The 21,253-nt window shown below is 49.3% G+C and carries 18 protein-coding genes; 5 read left to right on the plus strand and 13 right to left on the minus strand.

What is annotated here, in order from left to right; translation table 11 throughout:
- Positions 1 to 22: 22 nt before the first annotated feature.
- Both BGL48_RS04485 and hupA read right to left on the minus strand, forming a co-directional pair.
- Positions 23 to 697, minus strand: coding sequence for a DUF1481 domain-containing protein (locus tag BGL48_RS04485; protein WP_069361542.1), 675 nt, complete (start codon positions 695 to 697; stop codon positions 23 to 25).
- Between the two features lie 59 nt (positions 698 to 756).
- Positions 757 to 1,029 carry a nucleoid-associated protein HU-alpha gene (hupA, locus tag BGL48_RS04490; RefSeq protein WP_046074522.1) on the minus strand — a complete coding sequence of 91 codons (273 nt, stop codon included), beginning with the start codon at positions 1,027 to 1,029 and terminating at the stop codon, positions 757 to 759.
- 223 nt (positions 1,030 to 1,252) lie between these two features.
- Between hupA and BGL48_RS04495 the strand changes: the two genes are divergently transcribed.
- Positions 1,253 to 2,341: a CNNM domain-containing protein gene (locus tag BGL48_RS04495; protein WP_069361543.1), complete on the plus strand. Its 1,089-nt coding sequence runs from the start codon at positions 1,253 to 1,255 to the stop codon at positions 2,339 to 2,341.
- Between the two features lie 45 nt (positions 2,342 to 2,386).
- On the opposite strand, the gene BGL48_RS04500 is transcribed toward BGL48_RS04495, so the two are convergent.
- Positions 2,387 to 2,977 (minus strand): YjaG family protein, encoded by a 591-nt coding sequence (locus tag BGL48_RS04500; protein WP_069361544.1) that lies wholly within the window; start codon positions 2,975 to 2,977, stop codon positions 2,387 to 2,389.
- Between the two features lie 91 nt (positions 2,978 to 3,068).
- Here BGL48_RS04500 and BGL48_RS04505 point away from each other — a divergent pair, with 91 nt between their 5' ends.
- Positions 3,069 to 3,974: a D-2-hydroxyacid dehydrogenase gene (locus BGL48_RS04505; RefSeq protein WP_069361545.1), complete on the plus strand. Its 906-nt coding sequence runs from the start codon at positions 3,069 to 3,071 to the stop codon at positions 3,972 to 3,974.
- Entirely contained in the window at positions 3,975 to 4,562 is a 588-nt protein-coding gene (locus BGL48_RS04510) for a uracil-DNA glycosylase family protein (RefSeq protein WP_069361546.1), read from the plus strand.
- A gap of 41 nt (positions 4,563 to 4,603) precedes the next feature.
- On the opposite strand, the gene hemE is transcribed toward BGL48_RS04510, so the two are convergent.
- The 6 genes from hemE to BGL48_RS04540 form a co-directional block, all read right to left on the minus strand.
- Complete coding sequence (hemE, locus tag BGL48_RS04515; protein WP_069361547.1) at positions 4,604 to 5,668, minus strand: uroporphyrinogen decarboxylase; 1,065 nt, start codon at positions 5,666 to 5,668, stop codon at positions 4,604 to 4,606.
- A gap of 378 nt (positions 5,669 to 6,046) precedes the next feature.
- Positions 6,047 to 7,057, minus strand: a complete 1,011-nt coding sequence (locus BGL48_RS04520; RefSeq protein WP_069361548.1) for a GlxA family transcriptional regulator — start codon at positions 7,055 to 7,057, stop codon at positions 6,047 to 6,049.
- Between the two features lie 7 nt (positions 7,058 to 7,064).
- The gene (locus BGL48_RS04525) at positions 7,065 to 7,805 is read right to left on the minus strand and encodes a class II aldolase/adducin family protein (protein WP_069361549.1); all 741 of its coding nucleotides are present in this window, start codon (positions 7,803 to 7,805) and stop codon (positions 7,065 to 7,067) included.
- Positions 7,806 to 7,822: 17 nt separating this feature from the next.
- The gene (locus tag BGL48_RS04530; RefSeq protein WP_069361550.1) at positions 7,823 to 9,307 is read right to left on the minus strand and encodes an aldehyde dehydrogenase family protein; all 1,485 of its coding nucleotides are present in this window, start codon (positions 9,305 to 9,307) and stop codon (positions 7,823 to 7,825) included.
- A 59-nt stretch (positions 9,308 to 9,366) separates the two neighbouring features.
- Positions 9,367 to 11,031, minus strand: a complete 1,665-nt coding sequence (locus tag BGL48_RS04535; protein WP_069361551.1) for a choline dehydrogenase — start codon at positions 11,029 to 11,031, stop codon at positions 9,367 to 9,369.
- A 17-nt stretch (positions 11,032 to 11,048) separates the two neighbouring features.
- Complete coding sequence (locus BGL48_RS04540; protein WP_069361552.1) at positions 11,049 to 12,197, minus strand: aromatic ring-hydroxylating oxygenase subunit alpha; 1,149 nt, start codon at positions 12,195 to 12,197, stop codon at positions 11,049 to 11,051.
- A gap of 541 nt (positions 12,198 to 12,738) precedes the next feature.
- On the opposite strand from BGL48_RS04540, the gene BGL48_RS04545 reads away from it, so the two are divergent.
- Entirely contained in the window at positions 12,739 to 13,665 is a 927-nt protein-coding gene (locus BGL48_RS04545) for a choline ABC transporter substrate-binding protein (protein ID WP_069361553.1), read from the plus strand.
- A gap of 195 nt (positions 13,666 to 13,860) precedes the next feature.
- Here the strand turns inward: BGL48_RS04545 and BGL48_RS04550 are convergent, their stop codons facing one another.
- From BGL48_RS04550 to nudC, 3 genes are all read right to left on the minus strand, one after another.
- Positions 13,861 to 15,018 carry an FAD-dependent oxidoreductase gene (locus BGL48_RS04550; protein ID WP_069361554.1) on the minus strand — a complete coding sequence of 386 codons (1,158 nt, stop codon included), beginning with the start codon at positions 15,016 to 15,018 and terminating at the stop codon, positions 13,861 to 13,863.
- 43 nt (positions 15,019 to 15,061) lie between these two features.
- Positions 15,062 to 15,229 carry a rubredoxin gene (locus BGL48_RS04555; protein WP_069361555.1) on the minus strand — a complete coding sequence of 56 codons (168 nt, stop codon included), beginning with the start codon at positions 15,227 to 15,229 and terminating at the stop codon, positions 15,062 to 15,064.
- A 212-nt stretch (positions 15,230 to 15,441) separates the two neighbouring features.
- The gene (nudC, locus tag BGL48_RS04560) at positions 15,442 to 16,212 is read right to left on the minus strand and encodes an NAD(+) diphosphatase (protein WP_069361556.1); all 771 of its coding nucleotides are present in this window, start codon (positions 16,210 to 16,212) and stop codon (positions 15,442 to 15,444) included.
- 144 nt (positions 16,213 to 16,356) lie between these two features.
- Between nudC and BGL48_RS04565 the strand changes: the two genes are divergently transcribed.
- Positions 16,357 to 16,842, plus strand: coding sequence for an Rsd/AlgQ family anti-sigma factor (locus BGL48_RS04565; RefSeq protein ID WP_069361557.1), 486 nt, complete (start codon positions 16,357 to 16,359; stop codon positions 16,840 to 16,842).
- Positions 16,843 to 16,999: 157 nt separating this feature from the next.
- Here the strand turns inward: BGL48_RS04565 and rpoC are convergent, their stop codons facing one another.
- Positions 17,000 to 21,214: a DNA-directed RNA polymerase subunit beta' gene (gene rpoC, locus BGL48_RS04570; protein WP_069361558.1), complete on the minus strand. Its 4,215-nt coding sequence runs from the start codon at positions 21,212 to 21,214 to the stop codon at positions 17,000 to 17,002.
- Positions 21,215 to 21,253: the final 39 nt, after the last annotated feature.

The raw sequence follows: 21,253 nt of genomic DNA on the forward strand, positions 1-21,253 counted from the left end.
ATGCGCCCTGTTGGCGCATTTTTTATTCATCCAATAAGCGAGGGCGCTGTAAACAACGCTTTTCCCCCTCGACATGCACCAAAAAGTCTATCTGGTCGCGACCGATACTAGGGCTGCCTCCCGCAATCACAAAGGTGCCAGGCTGGTTAATACGTTGCACCAAAGACGGTGTCATCGTCTCGGGCAATGCCCAACGCTGACGATCGCCGTCGCAATCAACCCAATGTTCACCTTGTCGCTGCGCTTGCAGCACCGAGACATTGTTGGCTAATTGCGCCTGCGCTTGGCGCTCAATGTGATTCGCTTCTTGATACAAGCGGGATAACGTCGCACTGTCTAAAGGCAACAGCGCATCACCTTGATGATAGCGCTGGAACACCGGCTCACCATTGGCGTCAAACCGTACGTGCATCGAAAAGGGCACCAAGCGGTTATCGACCCGCTTTTTTCCTTCACGCTTTAACGCACGCAGACTACCCGCTCGCCAAGCATATTCGCTGCGGTACTGGCCGTAATCGCCTTGCCACGCTCTCTCCGCTAAGCCGATAACCTGCCCCTGTTGGCTATCTAGCCAATAAACGGCGCGATAATCGCCCGCGGCGAATGCGGTGGTATGAGTGACGGGCTTTGGCGGCTTACCACTAGAACAGCCTGTCAGTGCCATCACTAAGGCAAGTATACAGAGGTGAAAGCGCATGGCGGGCTCAGAGATAAAAACGCCATAGCGGGAGGCTATGGCGACATCAGCATGCGTGCTTACTTAACAGCGTCTTTTAACGCTTTACCTGCGACAAACGCAGGGACGTTTGCAGCAGCGATTTGAATTTCTTGACCCGTTTGTGGGTTACGACCGGTGCGTGCTGCACGGTGGTTAAGCTTAAACGTACCGAAGCCAATCAGTTGTACCTGCTCGCCTTCTTTCAAGGCGCCTTCAATACCGCCCAAAGTCGCTTCCAAAGCTGTTTTCGCTTGTGCTTTTGAAAGGTCCGCTTTTTCTGCGATCAGGTCGATCAGTTGGGTCTTGTTCATTATGTCTTCCCTTCTAGGTTTTTTAGAGACGAAGTCACTCTAATTCAAAAGAAGCCCGGCTGGCAAAGGTTTGTGGCGATGAGTGTGGCTGTATGGAGGCTCTTTAACCACAAACTGAGCGCGATCTCACAATTTGTTGCGTTTTTTCTCAGTTGAATGGTTGTAAAAGCCCGCCAATGGCCTGATCTTTAGGGTGTTGATTGGCTTTTAACTCCGGAAATCTATGCTCATTCTGGTTCTTTTTATCTCGCTTTCGATTGGCGTCTCCTTCATTTGCTCCGTACTTGAGGCGGTACTGCTCAGTATCACACCCAGCTACATTGCGAACCTGCGCCACCAAGGGCACCCTGCGGCCGAGCGCCTCAATGCGCTTAAAAAGGATATTGATCGCCCCTTGGCCTCGATTCTGACCCTCAACACCATTGCACATACGGTGGGGGCAGCCGGCGCGGGGGCGCAAGCGGCTCACGTGTTTGGTGACGCGTGGGTCGGCGTATTCTCCGCCGTATTGACGCTTGCCATTCTACTTCTCTCAGAAATCATTCCCAAAACCATTGGCGCCAACTTCTGGCCCCAATTAGCCCCTGGCGCGGCACTGGTACTCAAGTGGATGGTGTGGGCGCTGACGCCATTCGTTTGGCTGTCTGAGCAGATCACCAAGCGGCTTAGCGCGGATACCACCCATGTCAAACTACGTGATGAAATCTCAGCGATGGCAATGCTGGCATCAGAAAGTGGGGAAATGGGGGAAGACGAAACACAAATGCTTCATAACATGTTGAAGCTGAGGGACCTTCCCGCCACGCAACTGATGACTCCACGCCCGGTCCTATTTCGTACTCCTGCCGAGATGGATGTAAATACCTTCCTTGCCGAGCACGGTGACTGCCCGTTCTCTCGCCCGCTGGTTTACGGTGAGCAGCGTGACGATATTCTAGGCTTTGTCCACAAGTCCAATATCTATGAAGCCAAAACCCAAGGCGCTGGCCAAACGCCGATAGGCAATCTTATGCGCCCCCTCGCGGTGATCCTTCCCGGGAACAGTGTTTTGCAAGCGTTTGATATCTTAATGATCCGCCGCGCCCAGTTGGCGATGATTGTCGATGAATATGGCACGGTGCAAGGTATTATCACCTTGGAGGATGTGTTTGAGTACTTAACCGGGCGAGAAATTATCGATGAGGCGGACACGGTCACTGATATGCAACAGCTCGCGTATCAACGTTGGGATGCTTGGAAGAAGCAGCACAACATGATTGAAAGCCAAGATGACGATGAACCACCGGTCCAGCGACATACGGATGAGTCATGATCAGAAAAGGCGGCTCGCGCCGCCTTTTTATCGGGTGACGCGTGCTTACTCGACACCTAATCCAAGGTTACTGACGCCCGCCTCACGCAGCTCTTGGCGGATGCTTTTGATCATCTCCACATCACGGCTTTCCGCACTTTTTAGCACACGGAAAATCGCCCATTGGGCATCCCACTCTTCGCAAACCGCTTCAAACATCTTTTGATTCTCATCCGTCACCGCCTCACCGGTCTGCGCTTCTTCTAGCTGCGCTACGCTGTGGATAGATTGCTGAGAGACTTTCAGGGTAATAGGGAGTATTTCATCACGATCCAACAAGGCGTGAAGAAGCTGAGACAAGGCGATGCAGGCATCAATCGCCGGATAAGTCAGATAAATGGCATCCTCATCAGCGACCGGAATTAATGGCTCTAGCTTTTCCAATTGCCGTTCGAAGTCAATTTTGGCACTTTTAACCGTCTGCGATTCCCATACCGCATCGAGAATATTGCGAAACGCTTGCGGGTCGGCAAATTCAGTTTGGGCACAGTAGAGCGCATAGTTAGGGACCATACGTTCCACCAGCGCAGCCATAAAACTAATGTGCTGCCAGTTTTCACATTTTTCCAAACGCAGTTGTAAAGGGTTTCGTAACATAGTCAGTGAGTCTTTAATAACGGGAAGGTATGTTGTCCTCATGGAATGCGGCCAGTGTACTTGATTCCCCTCACCATAAAAAGGAGCCTTTGTGGATAAAATCTACGTTATCAGCGAGCATGTCGAGACGTATCACCAGTTGCTTGAAACGGCTCAACTTCCCGATCTCGCTATCACCTCATCCGCAGAGGAGGCCAGTATCTGGTTGGCCGATCCGCCGCTTGCGGCCCCGCTATTACCCAACGCCAAGGCATTGCGTTGGCTTCAGTCGACCTTTGCCGGTACCGATGTCCTGATTAAAGCCCCTTTCCGCGACTATCAGCTCACCAATGTGCGAGGTATTTTCGGCGCATTGATGGCCGAATATGTCTTCGGGTTTGTGCTCAATGAAAGCCGGCATATAAGCCAGTATGCCGAACAGCAAGCACAGCGTTGCTGGCAGCCTCAGCCCTATCAGTCGTTGCGAAGACAAACGCTCGCCCTCTTAGGCACAGGGGCGATTGGCCAGCATATCGCGACCGTCGCACACGCCTTTGGCATGACCGTACTTGGCGTCAACCAAGATGGGCGGCCCGTCGATAGTTTTGATCACACTCTGACACTGCCAGCATTAGAGCAACGCTTAGACAAGGTGGATGTGCTGGTCAGTACCTTGCCCGCCACGCCTGAGACGGATAAATGTTTGAATGCGGATTTTTGGCGACAGGCACAAAACCTCATATTCATCAACGTTGGACGGGGTGCCACCTTGGATGAGGCCGCCCTGCTCCACGCGTTAGATAACAAAAAACTCGGCTTGGCGGTCTTGGATGTAATGCAACAAGAGCCACTGCCGAAGCAGCATCCCTTTTGGACACACCCCAACGTGAGAGTGACTCCCCATATTGCGGCGGTCAGTTTTCCTGAGCAGGTGTTTGCGCTATTTGCCGATAACTATCGCCGCTGGCATGCAGGCGAACCGCTCATGCACTCAGTCGATTTTGACAAAGGTTACTAGATGCTTTTCGAGGATTTAGACACGGCTTTAGCCGCGGCCCGAGCGTGTCGGTTATGCCAACACTGGCTACCCGATGGACCTCGCCCTGTTATCCAAGCCAGTGCTAACGCGCGAGTACTGATTATCGGCCAAGCACCAGGACAACGTGTGCATGAGAGTGGGCTGCCATTTAATGACCCTAGTGGTGATCGTTTGCGGGAATGGCTGGGGGTCACTCGCGAGCAGTTTTACCAGCCAGATTTATTTGCCATCATGCCCATGGGTTTTTGTTATCCCGGCAAAGGTCAATCGGGCGATTTGCCACCGGCACGTATCTGCGCGCCTGTTTGGCACCAGGCAATCAAAGCGCATCTTCCTCACGTTGCGGTGACCTTGCTGATTGGACAATATGCACAGCGGTACTATTTAGCCAATAAACCAAAAACATTGACCGAGACCGTCAAGCACTGGCAAAAGTGGGCGCCTCACACCTTTGCGCTGCCTCACCCTTCCCCCAGAAACACCTTGTGGTTACGTCGCAATCCGTGGTTTGAAGAGGAGGTGGTGCCCGCCATGCGCTATCACGTTCAGCAGGCTTTATACGATTGAGGCTAAAAAGAACAACGCTCGCCAGTTGGCGAGCGTTGTTCTTAATCGTGGTAAGGACGCGAGAGTTCATGCACCGCATCAATGAAGGCACCTGCGTTTTCTGGCGGCACATCCAAATGAATGCCATGTCCAAGGTTAAACACATGGCCCGTGCCTTCTCCAAATCCTTCTAAGATGGTGGAAACTTCTTGGCGAATGCGTTCTGGGCTCGCATAGAGCATTGATGGATCCATATTGCCTTGCAGCGCCACTTTGTCGCCAATTCGCGCTTTGGCATCCGCGATGTTAATGGTCCAATCAAGCCCCACACCGTCACACCCTGTGGCCGCAATACGCTCTAACCACATGCCGGCATTTTTGGTAAACAGCGTCACTGGAACACGACGACCGTCGTTTTCGCGAATAAGACCATCCACGATTTTCTGCATATACTGCAAAGAAAAGTCGTTATAGTCGCGTGGCGTGAGCACGCCCCCCCAGGTATCAAACACCATGACCGACTGAGCGCCGGCTTTAATTTGGGCATTCAAATAGCTGATCACGCTATCGGCAAGTTTATCGAGCAAGGCATGCAGCGTTTGAGGCTCGGCATACATCATCTTTTTGATTTTGGTAAAGGCTTTTGAAGTGCCACCTTCGACCATGTAGGTCGCCAGCGTCCACGGACTTCCCGAAAAACCAATCAAGGGCACGTCACCATTTAACTCGCGACGGATGGTACGCACAGCGTTCATCACATACTGCAACTCCCCTTCGGGATCGGGCATGCCAATTTTATCCACATCAGCTTTACAGGTGATGGGGCGGGAAAACTTGGGGCCCTCGCCCGTTTCAAAGTACAGCCCGAGCCCCATCGCATCAGGAATGGTGAGGATGTCTGAGAACAAGATCGCCGCATCTAAATCGAAACGACGCAGTGGCTGCATGGTGACTTCGCAAGCCAGCTCGGCGTTTTTACACAATGACAAAAAGTCCCCCGCTTGCGCGCGCAGTTCACGATACTCCGGCAGATAACGACCCGCTTGACGCATCATCCATACCGGCGTGCAATCGACTGGTTGCTTGTAGAGGGCGCGTAAATAACGATCGTTTTTTAATTCGGTCATTGTGTTAAACCTGTATGCGAATAGTGGCGCTCATTGTATCACTGTGCGACAGCAACAACAGCTAAGCTTTGTTAACAGGATCATAAAACTGTCACCTAGGAACGGCAAAGGATTGCTGATCATTTAACCACATGTTACAACCAACCTATAACGACAATAGGTCTACGAAAGACAACATGTTCGCATCTTACCCCGGCTCCCCTACGGCCGGGTTTTTTTATGCCTGTGCCAAGGTGCAGCTGGCTTCAATCAAGCGTCAGGCTTTACTTTATTAGCTCCTAAGAAGCAATGTAAAAATTTAGTACGGTCATCAGCCCTGGATGGAAATAGTCATCACTTACTTGAAAAATATTGACCTTCGCATCCCATAGTAAGGCCTCAACACGATCCTTTCTCGGCCCACATTCGACTGACTGGAAACACAGGAGCATCGCGCGATTGAATCCTATCTTCACTAGGTGCACAATCGAAAAATCGGCGATAAGTTCTTGAAAAGTGCTCCTGCGAGGTAAAGCCGCTACTCACGGCTACATCTGAAACACTCAAGTCAGTTTGCTGTAGAAGACGATGAGCCCGATTAATTCGAAGCTTTAGATAATACTGTTTTGGAGAGAGACCAACTTCTTTTCGGAAGCGTCGCTCTAGCTGGCGAACCGATAGTCCAACAAACTCAGCCAGCGCTTTTGCATTTAAAGGTGACTCAAGTGTCTGGTGCATCATTCTGACTAGACGCCGCATCTGAGCTGAAGTAGCCACGTGATGTTCTGGCGCATGGGAAAGCTGCTTCGCATCACTACGGCGCTGACGCCGCTCAAGTAGATGGTCTCGTAATGTATCAACCAACGCTACTTCAATTTTCGTCACCAGCCAGGCCAGCATCATGTCTATTACAGCCGTTCCCCCAGCACAGGTCATGCGATCCCCTGATAGGTTATATAGCTCGCTGACTGGTTCAATTTTTGGGTAAAGCTCTTGAAAAGCCTCAAGATTATCCCAGTGCACTGCGGCTCTATGTCCATCCAGTAATCCTGCTGCGGCGAGAACATCGACGCCCATTTCTATACCGACAAGCCTAACGCCCGCTGTATCACAATGTCTCAACCACATACTGATCTGTCGATCGCTACGAAAAGCCTTAGTTTCAAAACTGGCTACTACAAATACAGTATCGAACTCGCTCGGCGCGGGCCACTCTGTTTCAACTGCAATGGGAACACCGTTTGAGGCCGGAACAGTAGGCTCAATACCTAAAAGATTCCATTCGAAGCGCGTTTCTTGCGCCAACCAATTAACAATAAAAAGCGGATCCAAAAGACAGCCGAGACCAGAAAAAGAAAACTCAGGAAACAGCAATATACCAATACGATGAGTAGAGCTTTTTAGAGGCATCCGTTATTTAGCTCCGGTAATCGCTTTCTTCCCGATCAAGGACTCGCATCAAAGCAGCAAGGTGCGCCTGCGGTGAGCCCATTTTTATATAGTCATCCCACTGCTCTGCTGTAAGTCGCGCCACCTCTTTAGAAACAGGGGATAACGGCAAACCACTGGCACGAGCCACTAAATAATAACGGCAGGCTCGCTCAAAATAGTAGAGGTTATCGAAAGCGGTTGCCACGTCCGGGCCGATAGCAATGACACCATGATTACCGAGTAATAGGATCTGTTTTCGATTATCAGCCATAGCAGCTAAACGTTCTGCTTCATCGCCCAGCCCCATCCCCTCAAAGTCGTGATCAACGCTAAATCGTTCAAAGAAACGCATAGAACTCTGCTCAATCGGAGGAAGCTCTGGGTTATCAAGACAAGCTAAAGCAGTAGCATAAAGACTGTGGCAATGTAGGATGCAGCCTACATCTCTATTTTGCCGATGCATTGCACCATGTATCGCCCACGCTGTAGGATCTATATTAGCAGGTTCAGCTTCCGTGTTTGCCGCAACTTCGAGTAAATCACTCGCTTTTATCTCGGAAAAATGCCTACCGGCAGGATTTATCAAAAATTTTTTTTCTCGGTAGTTGGTCATCACGCTACAGTGGTTCGCTGCTGCCTCATGCAAGTCTAAACGCGCCATCCAGCGAAACACACATGCTAGCTGCTCACGCAATGTTCCTAAAGTACCCTCCTGATTCAATATCATTGTGCTGTCCTTAATCATTAATAATGAATCCAGCGTGTTTTCAACGCCATATATTTGTGCATACCAGCCAGACCATAGTCTCTACCAATCCCTGACTGTTTCATACCTCCAAAGGTCGTTTGTGGACTAACCGCATCAACACCGTTAACTGTAATCGTCCCTGCTTGAATTAAGTCGCAAAGACGGTGAGCTCGGCTAAGTCGTTGCGTCCATAGAGAGGCAGCTAGGCCGTAGCAACTATTATTCGCTAAAGCCACTGAATCCATATCCTTTTGAAAGCGCGTAACTGTCAAAACCGGGCCAAATATCTCTTCTTGGAAGATTCGATGCTTCGCTTCTACCTCGGTAAAAATGGTGGGCATGACAAAAAGAGAGCCCTCACCTACAGTGCCCACATCACCACCGACTAGCAAGTTTGCCTCATGCTTTCCCACCGTTAGATAGTCTATGACTTGTTCAAATTGCGACCTGCTCACGATAGGTCCAAGATTTGTGTCAGGGTTTAGTGGATGACCAGGGATCAATTGCTTAATTTTTTTTTGAAGTAAGGTGAGAAACTCTTCGGCTATACCGTCTTGAAGTAAAAGTCGAGAATGCGCAGAGCATACTTGTCCCGCGTTGGTAAAAACGCCTGAAATAACCGCGTCTGCTGCTGCATCAAGATCTGCGCAGTCGTCAAAAACGATATGAGGACTCTTACCGCCACATTCGAGCCAAACGGGTTTCATGTTGGACTCACCAGCGTACACTAGGAATCGTTTTCCTATTTCTGTTGAACCAGTAAACCCGATAGCGTCAATATCTGGATGACGACCTAATGCCTCGCCGGTAACGTGACCATATCCAGGTAAAACATGAAGTACTCCGCGGGGTAATCCTGCCTCCTCACAAAGCTCCGCTAGCCGCAATGCTGACAAAGAAGACTCCTCAGATGGCTTGAGTACCACACTATTCCCACCCGCTAATGCTGGCGCGAGTTTTACCGAGGCATTATGTAAAGGATAATTCCAAGGAACGATAGCACCAATAACGCCTAATGGCTCGTAAGAGACGGTCGCCTGCACGCCATCAGGAGAAGCAGCGACTTGATCGTAGTGTTTATCTTGCAACTCACCATACCAATCAAACAAAACCGCTGACTCTTCGACATCTTCTAAAGCTTCGCTAATACATTTTCCTACTTCCAAGCAATCTAATAGCGCCAGCTCTTGTTGATGTTCTCGGATTGTTTGAGCAATATTTTTCATAATTGCGCGACGTTCACTTGGAGCAAGTCCAGACCATAGCCGCCTTTCAAAAGCATCTCTAGCTGAAGCAACCGCGTGATCAACATCTTGAGTACTGGTCGCGGCAATCTGAGCTAATGGTTGCTCTGTCATTGGGTTAATAGTAGGTAGTGTCGTACCATCGCTAGAAGGGCAACGAACGCCATCTATCCAAGCATTTCCATTAACGCGAATTTCGGCAGCTCGAGCCTGCCATTCCTGAAATGTAAAAGACATGTCAACTCACCATTGTAACCTGTTTTAAAAATATACGCTTACGCAAATGGGCTTTACAGCTAACGCTGTTTATTCTGCCATTCTGGGTGAACCCAAGTAGGTGCGTCTGATAGAGGTAAAGGAGGACGGCCTAGAATTAGATCTGCAGCTTTTTCAGCAATCATGATCGTGGGGGCATTCGTATTCCCGCTTACAATCACTGGCATAATGGAAGCGTCAACCACACGCAAGCCTTCAACGCCATAAACTCGAAGGTTAGGATCAACAACCGCTTCGTGATCTTCCGCCCCTCCCATTTTACAAGTACCTGCCGCATGATAACCGGTTTCGGTCGTTTGGCGTGCCCAATTATCTAACTCATCATCACTTTGATATTCGACGCCAGGTGATATCTCTTTTCCTCTAAAGACATCAAATGCCGGCTGCGATACTAATTCACGTACGAGTCTGACGGCCGAGCGCATATCTGCGCGATCACGCTCAGTACTTAAATAGTTAAAAACAATCTCTGGTGCGTCTGCTGGATCCTTGCTATTTAAGCGTACTCGGCCCAGACTTGTTGGCCGCATGAGATCGATATGTATTTGAAAGGCGTGTTCTTTTAACGTATCTACGGTTCCCGGTTTAACCGCCAGCGACATAAATGTAAGTTGAATATCAGGGTACTGAACCCCTTTTCGCGAGCGGATAAAAGCACCAGCCTCGAACTGATTGCTCGCTGCCAGACCCGTTTTTTGAGCGAACCAGCGCAGACCCGTCCATGCTTTGAGAGGGAATCGTGTCCAAGGGGCATTGGATACCGGCTTGGGGCATCGGTAAGCGATAACCGTATCAGGATGATCACTTAGTCGGCGACCAACACCTTCCAGTGAGCACTGAACAGGAATTGACCAACGTGCTAACTCTTCTTTCGGTCCAATACCAGACAACATTAGCAGTTGCGGTGTGTTGATTGCACCACCACAAAGTAACACTTCACGCTTGGCCATTATTTCGTGGGACTCGCCACTTCGCTGGTAACGAATACCAACCGCACGTCCCTTTGAAACTAATACTCTCTCCGCAAGCGCACCTGTGATAACGGTCAAGTTGTTCCGTTGGCTAGCACGTCTTAAGTATCCTCTCGCAGTACTCCAGCGACGCCCCTGCCAAGTCGTCTTGTCGACTCGTCCGAAACCTTCTTGACAATAACCGTTGACATCATCAGACAACACATATCCCGCCTGCTCTCCAGCAGCGAGAAAAGCCTGAGAGAGAGGGTCATGTGGTTGTCCTGCGCTAACTTTTAAGGGCCCACGGTCACCGTGGTAATGATCTGCGCCCAACTCATGACATTCCGCGCGCATGAAATAAGGCAAGACTTCTCGATAGCTCCAACCATCACATCCACTCGCGGACCAGGTATCATAATCAAGCGCATGCCCCCTAATATAGACCATACCATTAATGGACGACGAGCCTCCTAAGGCTTTTCCTCTAGGTGTAGCAACGGACCGCTGGTTAAGCCAAGGCTCTGGTCCCGACCAGTAATGCCAATTAAAACGATCAGAATCAATTGCAGCTCCCATAGCAGCTGGCATATCGATTTTCCAAGATTTATCACATGGCCCCGCTTCCAACAGTAAAACTTTATTTTTGCCATCTTCCGTGAGTCGGTCAGCAAGAACGCAGCCAGCCGAACCTGCACCGACAATGATGTAGTCATATTCAAACTCATTGCGCATAGCGCGTTCGTCCCTTTTTACTGGTGTGACTGATTAATGCCATGAAGAGCTCGGAAAACGAGCCGATGAAAGTGTAAAACTAAATGCTCACTTTCATTACTGCGCTCACTATCAATCATATAGCGCCCCTGATCATAACCCAGAGAGTGAAGGCCTTTCTGAACCGAAATATTAAGATCAATGTCTTCTGGACCAAGGTCATTATTCATCCAGTCAATTGCCGCACGCGATACCTCAGGGAGTTCATCGTATGGTGTATAATAACCAAAGCGTAAGATCGTGTGCTCCTCATCCAAAGGAATCATCATAAACGTGCCCATACACTTTGAGTAAGGAAATTGATAAAAGGTGTTATGAGGCCAAAGACCTATATTGAAGAAATCACTTGCATCAATATCGCTATCAACAGGCACGCCATATGCTGATTTGGCTTCTCTGTTAGCAGGAGCTGAATACGTCCACCAGTTATCCTTATGAACTAAATTGTATTCCGAGAAATCAATTAATGAGGCTAGGTCAACGTGATGCGGGCCGGATAACTGAAAATGGTATCCTTCAATAGAGTTATCCATGATGACTTTCCAGTTCGCTGGAATAATTACATCATCCTCTTGGACCAGCTTCATTTCATCCATCTTAGGAATTGACTGACGAATTGCGGCTTCCGCATCGGGAAAAAGCGTCTCCATATCAATTGCATTACTGTCTAAATTGAAGAAGACAGAGCCTGCAAACTCTTGCACACGCACGGGCGGAATCCGATGCTCGTCAATATTGAACGTTGGAATATTCTGGCTACGAGGAGCCCCTTTAAGCGCGCCGTTTTGACCATAGCACCACGAGTGATAGGCACAGCGAATTAAACCTTTTTGCACACCTCGAGTTTCATTGAGTAGGCGATTTCCTCGATGCTGACAAACATTGTGAAATCCATGAATATCCCCTGCCTTATCGCGCATCAGAATCACACTCTGATCAAATATGTCGCGCACAACATATGCACCTGGCTCGGACAGTTCATTAACGTGACAGCCAAAGTGCCACGCCCCCATGAAAATGCGGTCTCTCTCGGCTTCAAAGATAGTTCGGTCATAAAAGTAGCGTGAAGGAAGTGTAAGTGCCTGCTCAGGGATCTGCTCATCCCAACTGGTTTGACTCTGTGACATGTTTTACCTCTCACTATTTAATAGAAAAGGGAATTATAAAGATGCCACACGAAAGAGCATGATTAAAAACGACACTCAATCCAAAGATATATGGTTATTACGGGCAAAATATTGTCGATTAAAATCATAAGACTCGGTAAGGCACATAAAAAGCAATTGACTAAAAACGACATATAGACAAATTTTACCACCTTGAATATGGTCACCTTCACTTAAAGCTACTATCCATATCTCGATAGAAAGCAGTCGATACGAAAGCATTATAAACACGCACCGACAACCAACCATTTTAATAGTCATTGATGAAGAGCTCGGTGAATAACTTGCAAACAACCGCTAGAGCATATAGGGTTCGAAATTGTTACAAGTCAGCAAATTTAAGATATTGAAAAAGAGCCACAATAAAATTGTGCACTCAAAAAAATCTGTATGTGTGGGTTAGGATATCCCATCACACATGGATAGCCATTGCTGACTTCCCATTGAGGGATTAGGCCCTGCGCCTCTTTATTTTAATAATACACATGGAAAGGAAAGCATTATGAAATTACGTTCGATTATTGCTATGAGTATGTTGGTAAGTAACGGCGCGCTAGCCCAGCCTGAACGATGTGAGACCATTAGTTTTGCTGATGTAGGCTGGACAGACATTACTGCTACGACTGCATTGGCCTCAGTAGTTCTAGATAGCATCGGCTATAAAACTGAGAGTAAGCTACTTACCATTCCAGTAACTTTGAAGTCATTAGCAAATGGAGACGTTGACGTTTTTCTTGGCAACTGGATGCCAACAATGGAGGCTGATATTGCGCCTTACCGCGATGCGAACTCTATAGACTTGCTAGGTAAAAACCTTGATGGTGCCAAATATACATTATCAGTGCCTCAATATGTCTACGATGCAGGAGTGACCAATTTCAAAGACATCTCCGAGTATGCTGATAAATTTGAAGAGAATATTTACGGTATTGAGCCTGGCAATGATGGTAATCGCCTCATTCAATCTATGATCGATAAAAATGCTTTTGGGCTTAAGGACTTCGAACTCGTATCCTCTTCTGAAGCGGGAATGCTTTCTCAGGTCAGTCGCGCCGTGAAGCGAGGCGATTGGATCGTTTTCCTAGGGTGGGAGCCTCATCCGATGAATGCCCGCTTCGATCTGGCATACCTTGATGGCGGAGATGATTATTTTGGCCCTAATTATGGCGGAGCCACGGTACATACCAATACGAGGAAAAACTTCACAAAGGAATGCCCTAACGCTGGCCGCTTCATAGATAATATCCAATTTACACTTACCATGGAAAACGAGGTGATGACAATGATACTTGACGACGGACAGAAACCCGAAGCCGCTGCCAGAGCGTGGCTAGCTAAACATCCCAAAACCTTAAACACATGGCTTGAAGGTATTAAAACTACCAAAGGTCAACCAGCAATAGAGGTCGCAAAGTCCTCATTAAAATAAGTATAGGATATAGACTTGAACAGAGAGAATTTTAGTTTATCCTCGACCCGAGTACCTTGATCGAAGGTGCTCTCCCTTAACCATTTTCTATTAACTCACTTTGAGTCTATGCTAGGCATAAAATCGAGATAGCTCGATTTTGTGCCTAGCATTCGCAGCTTATCGGTGACGAATAATATCAATCAATAATATCAGTTAGTTATGAATTGGTGGCAGTTCTTTCGTCAGAGCTTGCTTCTCATTCATGAACTCTCCCGTAATGGCAAACCCTAGAAGCTTGTCATCATCTCCTCGAAATAACGCCTTGATATCTTCACTCGCTCGCTCGACATGCCAGCTCCCGTGTACATCGGCTGGGGGTGGATAAGCAGCTGTGGGACAACAAGGTGTTTTTACCATTACTGGCATCGCGCCATATGAGATATCGGTAGGCTCTCCAGTCAAGGTTTTCGCTAGCGCACGCGCGCAGCTCATCAATGGTTGAACGTAAGGCAATACATGGCCATCAACCTCAGCACAATCTCCGAGTGCATAGATATCTGGTAGGCTTGTCTCCAATCGACGATTGACACAAATACCATGAGCAACATCCAGTCCCGCTTCCGCAGCAATAGCAGTATTGGGTCGCAAGCCCACGGCCGAAATCACACGATCGACTTCGAGTATTTCACCACTATTTAAGTAAAGAGAGAGTCCGTCACTTGTCTCATCAATGCGCTCTACAACTACTCCAAGATGAAAACAAACCCCCTCGTCACGGAGGCTCTGAATAACACGATCTCCTACTATCGGTGGCAACAATCCCGGCATAACACTCTCGCTAGGCGCTATCACATTGACATTGTAACCGCCACTTCGTAGATCATTGGCGAACTCACAACCGATTAACCCTGCCCCCATTATAGCGACTCTATCCACGCCTACGAGCGCATGTCGGAAAGCTCTATAATCCATTAAGTTATTGATAGAGTATACATGCTTGAGACCATCGCCGCTAAGATTCAGACGAATAGCACTTGCCCCGCAGGCAAGAATCAAACGGTTATAACTCACACGCTCATCATCAAGTAGAACCTGTTTCGACTCGGAATCAATGCCCGTCACACATGATCGAGTTAACAACTCGACGTCTAACCGCTCAGCCATTACATCTGCCTGGAACTGAACTAACTCATCTGGTGTCTTTTCTTTTTGGAAGCCGGTTGAAAGTATTGGCTTGGAGTAGCTTTTACCATCGTCGGCAGTAATCATTAGTATCGATGTGCTTTTGTCATACTTTCGAATTTCCCGAGCAAGCGTATAACCAGCTAGACCGGTACCAACGATCACGATCGGCGCTTCACTAGTGCTCATGCCGAAACCTCCTAATCCATTAAACGTTATTGCCGAACACTGGTTAGCCAATCTCAACCATCTCAAAGTCCTCTTTGCCTACGCCACAGTCTGGGCAAACAAAGTCTTCTGGGACATCTTCCCAAGCCGTACCCGGCTCTATCCCCTCGTCGGGCCATCCTTTAGCTTCATCATAAATCCAGTCACAAACTAGGCATTGCCACTTTTTCATTGATACCTCCAAACAACAAAATTGGGAGGAAAGCATAATTGTTGAAGATCTCACATGCAAACATCGTTCACATTGTCGACTCTCTTGTTGGGTAAAGTTTATTTTTCAAACAATGTAATCGGGTAACTTTTTAATAGGCGACTGATGTTGGCAGCCGTATTCATAAAAGATATGTTCGCATCTTACCCCGGCTCCCCTACGGCCGGGTTTTTTTATGCCTGTGCCAAGGTGCAGCTGGCCTCAATAAGACGTCGAGCAATGGTGCCTTTAGGCGCGACTGGCGGTAGGGCGTCGCAGTCAAACCATTGTGCATCCGTCAATTCCTCATAATCTGGCCTTAGCTGACCGTCCGCATAGTCCGCCAAGAAGCCCATCATCAGATTGGAGGGAAACGCCCAAGGCTGGCTATCCATATAACGGATATTTTTAACACGAATGCCTGTCTCTTCCTCGACCTCACGCGCCACACACTGTTCGAGTGTTTCTCCGGGCTCGACGAACCCAGCAATCACGGTGTACATCCCCGTTTTATGCCTTGGATGTTGTGCGAGTAGTAACCGCTTATCATCACGTACCGCCACAATCACACAAGGCGACACACGCGGATAATCGTGACGCTGACAGTTGGCACACCGCATCGCTACCGCCTGAGCGTCAAACTCCGTACGCTGACCACAGCGACCACAATAGGCTTGCTGCTGGCGCATATAATCGAGCTGAACCACACGCCCCACTAATGCAAACAAGTCGGCTGACAGGCTGGGGAGTAAGTCTCGTAAACCGGCCATCTCATCATCCGGAAGCACCGGGTTACAATTAAATACCCCGACTACAGGCAGCTGCTGATAGTGACCGACAGTCACCATATCACCGCCGGAAAAGGGCAAGTGCGACAAGGGGATACATGGCAGCTCATCCTCTGGTAGCCAAAGTTTGCCCTTGGTCATCGCGCACACATAGACGGCTTGTTGATTCTGAGACATGGTCACTTCCTTAGCCTTGCAGCTATACTTGAATACTGGCAATCTAGCTTTATAACGTGATGCAAAGGATTGAGCAGCCCGTTAATTTTCAGCCGGCCTTATATAGTGCCATTCATTCGCTGGTCGATCACGAGGATACCGATCATGCTGAGACAACTCGAACGAACCAAAGCACAATGGAGCGGTTACGACGAGGTTATCGATTACTGGCTCGAGCTACGTCGCCAACTGTTGGTGGAATATTACAATGTGGCTGGCGTGGCCGCGAAAAAGAAGCAAACCTTGCCAACCAAAGCGGAGCTTGACCGCTTCTGTGACTACCTAGTCGATTACATCTCCACCGGTCACTTCAAAATTTATAATATGGTCATGGAACGTTGGCAGTCGACAGGCTTCTCTGCCACCAAAGAGACGGACAATCTCTATTTCCGTATTGTCGACACGACTGATCCACTGTTGGACTACAACGATAAGTTTAGCGCGGTCGACCTCGACGATGATGATTATGACGCCACGGATTTCGACCAAGACATGTCTGCGATTGGTGAGTGGCTAGAGCAGCGTTTTGAGTTAGAAGATACCCTGATTCGCGTCATTGCTGACAGCCTTGCTCATCCACCCGGTGCGTAACTCAACCTACCGTTTAGCCGTATAACGCCGCCAACCTGGGCGGCTTTTTTGTTGCTGTCATCACTGACAACCCCACACGCCAGATAAACAAAAGGCACCTCCGAAGAGGTGCCTTTTTATTTCGCTGTGGGCGTTGATGTTATCAACGCTTCCACGCTTAGCTGTCGTCGTTCAGACCTGCATTTAGCAGTGCAGCAAGATCTTGCGAGGCTTGCTCAGCATCGACCTGTGGTGCCACAGGCTGCTCTGGCTCGGCACGTTTCGCTTGGCGATCTTTGTGATACGCGAAGCCAGTACCGGCTGGGATCAGACGACCCACAATCACGTTCTCTTTCAGACCACGCAAGTCATCACGCTTACCGGCCACGGCTGCTTCAGTTAGCACGCGCGTCGTTTCCTGGAACGATGCCGCTGAGATGAATGACTCAGTCGCCAACGAGGCTTTGGTGATACCCAGCAGATCACGACCAAAGGTCGCCGGCTGCTTGCCTTCCGCTTCCAGATCGCGGTTAGCAATCATCACACGTGAGTATTCCACCTGCTCGCCTTCCAAGAACTCTGTATCACCGGCAGACTTAATGGTCACCTTACGCAGCATCTGACGCACGATGGTCTCGATGTGCTTATCGTTGATCTTAACGCCCTGCAGACGGTAAACGTCTTGGACTTCGTTAGTGATGTATTCTGCAACCGCGTGAATGCCACGCAAGCGCAGAATGTCGTGTGGTGATTCAGGACCGTCTGCGATCACATCACCTTTCTCGACTTTTTCACCTTCGAATACGTTAAGCTGACGCCATTTTGGAATCATCTCTTCGTAAGCTTTACCTTCTTCTGGCGTGATAATCAGGCGGCGCTTACCTTTGGTTTCTTTACCGAAGGAAACAGTACCTGTGATCTCTGCCAAGATAGCAGGCTCTTTTGGCTTACGTGCTTCAAACAGGTCAGCAACACGTGGTAGACCACCAGTAATATCCTTGGTACCGCCGCTTTCTTGCGGGATACGAGCAAGGGTGTCACCAATACCAACGCTTGCACCATCGTCCAGTTGAACAATCGCTTTACCTGGCAAGAAGTACTGAACCGGCATATCAGTGCCAGGTACCATCACGTCGTTGCCTTGAGCATCCACCAACTTCACTGCAGGACGCTTGTCTTTACCGGATGATGGGCGCTCAGACGCATCCATAACCACAATAGAAGACAGACCAGTTAGCTCGTCCGTTTGACGCTGCATAGTCGCACCATCAATCATATCTACGAAGCGAAGGCTACCTTCTACCTCAGTGATGATTGGCATGGTGTGTGGGTCCCAGTTAGCCACCACGTCGCCGGCTTCAACGGCTTCACCGTCTTGCTTACCAAGCATGGCACCGTAAGGAACTTTGTAGCTCTCTTTGGTACGGCCAAACTCATCCACAATGGTCATTTCTGTGGCACGCGAGGTAATCACTAGCTTACCATCGCTGTTAGTCACAGACTTGGCATTGTGCAGGTGCATAGAACCTTTGTTCTTCACCTGGATGTTGTTTTCTGCTGCTGCACGCGATGCCGCACCACCGATGTGGAAGGTACGCATGGTCAGCTGTGTACCTGGCTCACCGATAGACTGAGCGGCGATAACGCCCACAGATTCACCGTGGTTAACCAAGTGACCACGTGCCAAGTCACGCCCGTAACAGTTCGCGCAGCAACCAAAGTCAGTTTCACAGGTCACGACAGAGCGCACTTTGACCTTGTCGACAGAGTGGTGCTCAAGGATGTCACACCATTTCTCGTCCAACAGAGTATTGCGTGGTGCCAGCACTTCTTCTGTACCCGGCTTGAGCACATCTTCGGCCACCACACGGCCCAGCACACGCTCACGCAGCGCTTCTTTTACGTCACCGCCTTCGATAACCGCCATCATGTGGATACCGCCTTCGGTACCACAATCGGTTTCGGTCACTACCACGTCTTGGGCAACGTCAACCAGACGACGCGTCAGGTAACCTGAGTTCGCCGTCTTCAATGCGGTATCCGCGAGACCTTTACGCGCACCGTGCGTGGAAATAAAGTACTGAAGTACGTTCAGACCTTCACGGAAGTTCGCGGTGATTGGCGTTTCGATGATCGAGCCATCCGGTTTCGCCATCAGACCACGCATACCAGCGAGCTGACGGATCTGTGCAGCAGAACCACGTGCGCCTGAATCGGCCATCATGTATACGCTGTTGAACGAGCTTTGCGTCTCTTCTTCACCGTCACGGTTAATCACTGTCTCGTTAGACAGATTATCCATCATGGCTTTCGCGACTTGCTCGTTCGCCGCCGCCCAAATATCGATCACTTTGTTATAGCGCTCACCAGCGGTCACCAGACCCGACTGGAATTGCTCTTGGATTTCCGCAACTTCACTCTCAGCCGCTTCAATCAGATCGTATTTCGCTTGTGGGATCACCATGTCGTCGATACCTACAGAGGTGCCCGATAGCGCTGAGTAAGCAAAACCTGTGTACATGATTTGGTCAGCAAAGATAACCGTATCTTTCAGACCCAACTTACGGTAACAGGTGTTGAGCAAGTTAGAGATTTGCTTTTTGCCCAGCGGCTGGTTAACCAAGTCAAATGACAGGCCTTCCGGCACGATGGTCCACAGCATGGCACGGCCAACTGTGGTATCGACTAGCTCTACTTTCTCAGTGCGAGCGCCCATCTCATCGATATCGATTTGCTTGATGCGCACTTTTACACGGCTATGCAGTTCAGCATGACCGGTACGGTAAACTTTTTCAGCTTCGCCTGGACCTGCCAGGTACATGCCTTCGCCTTTGCCGTTCACCTTCTCACGGGTCATGTAATAAAGACCCAATACCACGTCCTGAGACGGTACGATGATAGGATCACCGGATGCTGGCGATAGGATGTTGTTGGTCGACATCATCAACGCACGCGCTTCGAGCTGGGCTTCCAGCGTCAGCGGTACGTGAACAGCCATCTGGTCACCATCGAAGTCAGCGTTATAGGCTGCACACACCAATGGGTGTAGCTGAATCGCTTTACCTTCGATAAGCACAGGTTCAAACGCTTGGATACCCAAACGGTGAAGCGTTGGTGCACGGTTCAGCAGGACAGGGTGTTCACGGATGACTTCATCCAAGATATCCCATACCACAGCTTCTTCGCGCTCAACCATCTTCTTGGCGGCTTTGATGGTGGTCGCCAGACCACGGGTCTCAAGCTTGCCGTAGATAAACGGTTTAAACAGCTCGAGTGCCATTTTCTTTGGCAGACCACACTGATGCAGGCGCAAGTATGGACCCACGGTAATCACCGAACGGCCAGAGTAATCAACACGTTTACCCAGCAGGTTCTGACGGAAACGACCCTGCTTACCTTTGATCATGTCAGCCAGCGATTTCAGCGGACGCTTATTCGAACCGGTGATCGCACGACCACGACGGCCGTTATCCAGCATCGCATCCACAGACTCTTGCAGCATGCGCTTTTCGTTGCGCACGATGATGTCTGGGGCTGCAAGATCAAGCAGGCGCTTCAAACGGTTGTTACGGTTGATCACGCGGCGATACAGGTCGTTAAGATCTGATGTCGCAAAGCGGCCACCATCCAACGGCACCAATGGACGTAGATCCGGCGGCAACACAGGCAGCACGGTCAGGATCATCCATTCAGGGTTGTTACCTGATTGCAAGAAGGATTCAACCAGCTTCAAACGCTTGGTGATCTTCTTACGCTTGGTCTCAGAATTGGTCTCTTCGAGCTGCTCACGCATTTGTTCTGTCTCAACCGACAGATCCATGTTCGCCAGCAGTGCTTTGACTGCTTCAGCGCCCATGCGCGCGTCAAATTCGTCGCCCCACTCTTCGAGTGCGTCTAGGTATTGTTCCTCAGACATCATCTGACCACGCTCTAGGTTGGTCATGCCTGGTTCGATAACAATGTACGACTCAAAGTAAAGCACGCGCTCGATGTCACGCAGTGGCATGTCCATCAGCAAGCCGATGCGCGATGGCAGCGACTTCAGGAACCAAATGTGGGCAACAGGAGAAGCCAGCTCAATGTGACCCATACGCTCACGGCGTACTTTGGTCTGAGTAACTTCAACGCCACATTTTTCACAAATGACGCCGCGGTGCTTGAGGCGCTTGTACTTACCGCAAAGACACTCATAGTCTTTGACCGGGCCAAAGATACGTGCACAGAACAAACCGTCACGTTCAGGCTTAAAGGTACGGTAGTTAATGGTTTCTGGCTTTTTCACTTCACCAAACGACCATGAGCGAATCATGTCAGGTGAGGCAAGACCGATTTTGATCGAATCAAATTCTTCGGTCTTATGTTGTGCTTTCAGAAACTTAAGTAAGTCTTTCACAATCGGCTCCTGTGAGGAGTTGACCCATAAAGGCGCTGA

Origin of the sequence: Salinivibrio sp. SS3, assembly GCF_001722105.1 — a bacterium.
Classification (GTDB): Bacteria; Pseudomonadota; Gammaproteobacteria; order Enterobacterales; family Vibrionaceae; genus Salinivibrio; species Salinivibrio kushneri.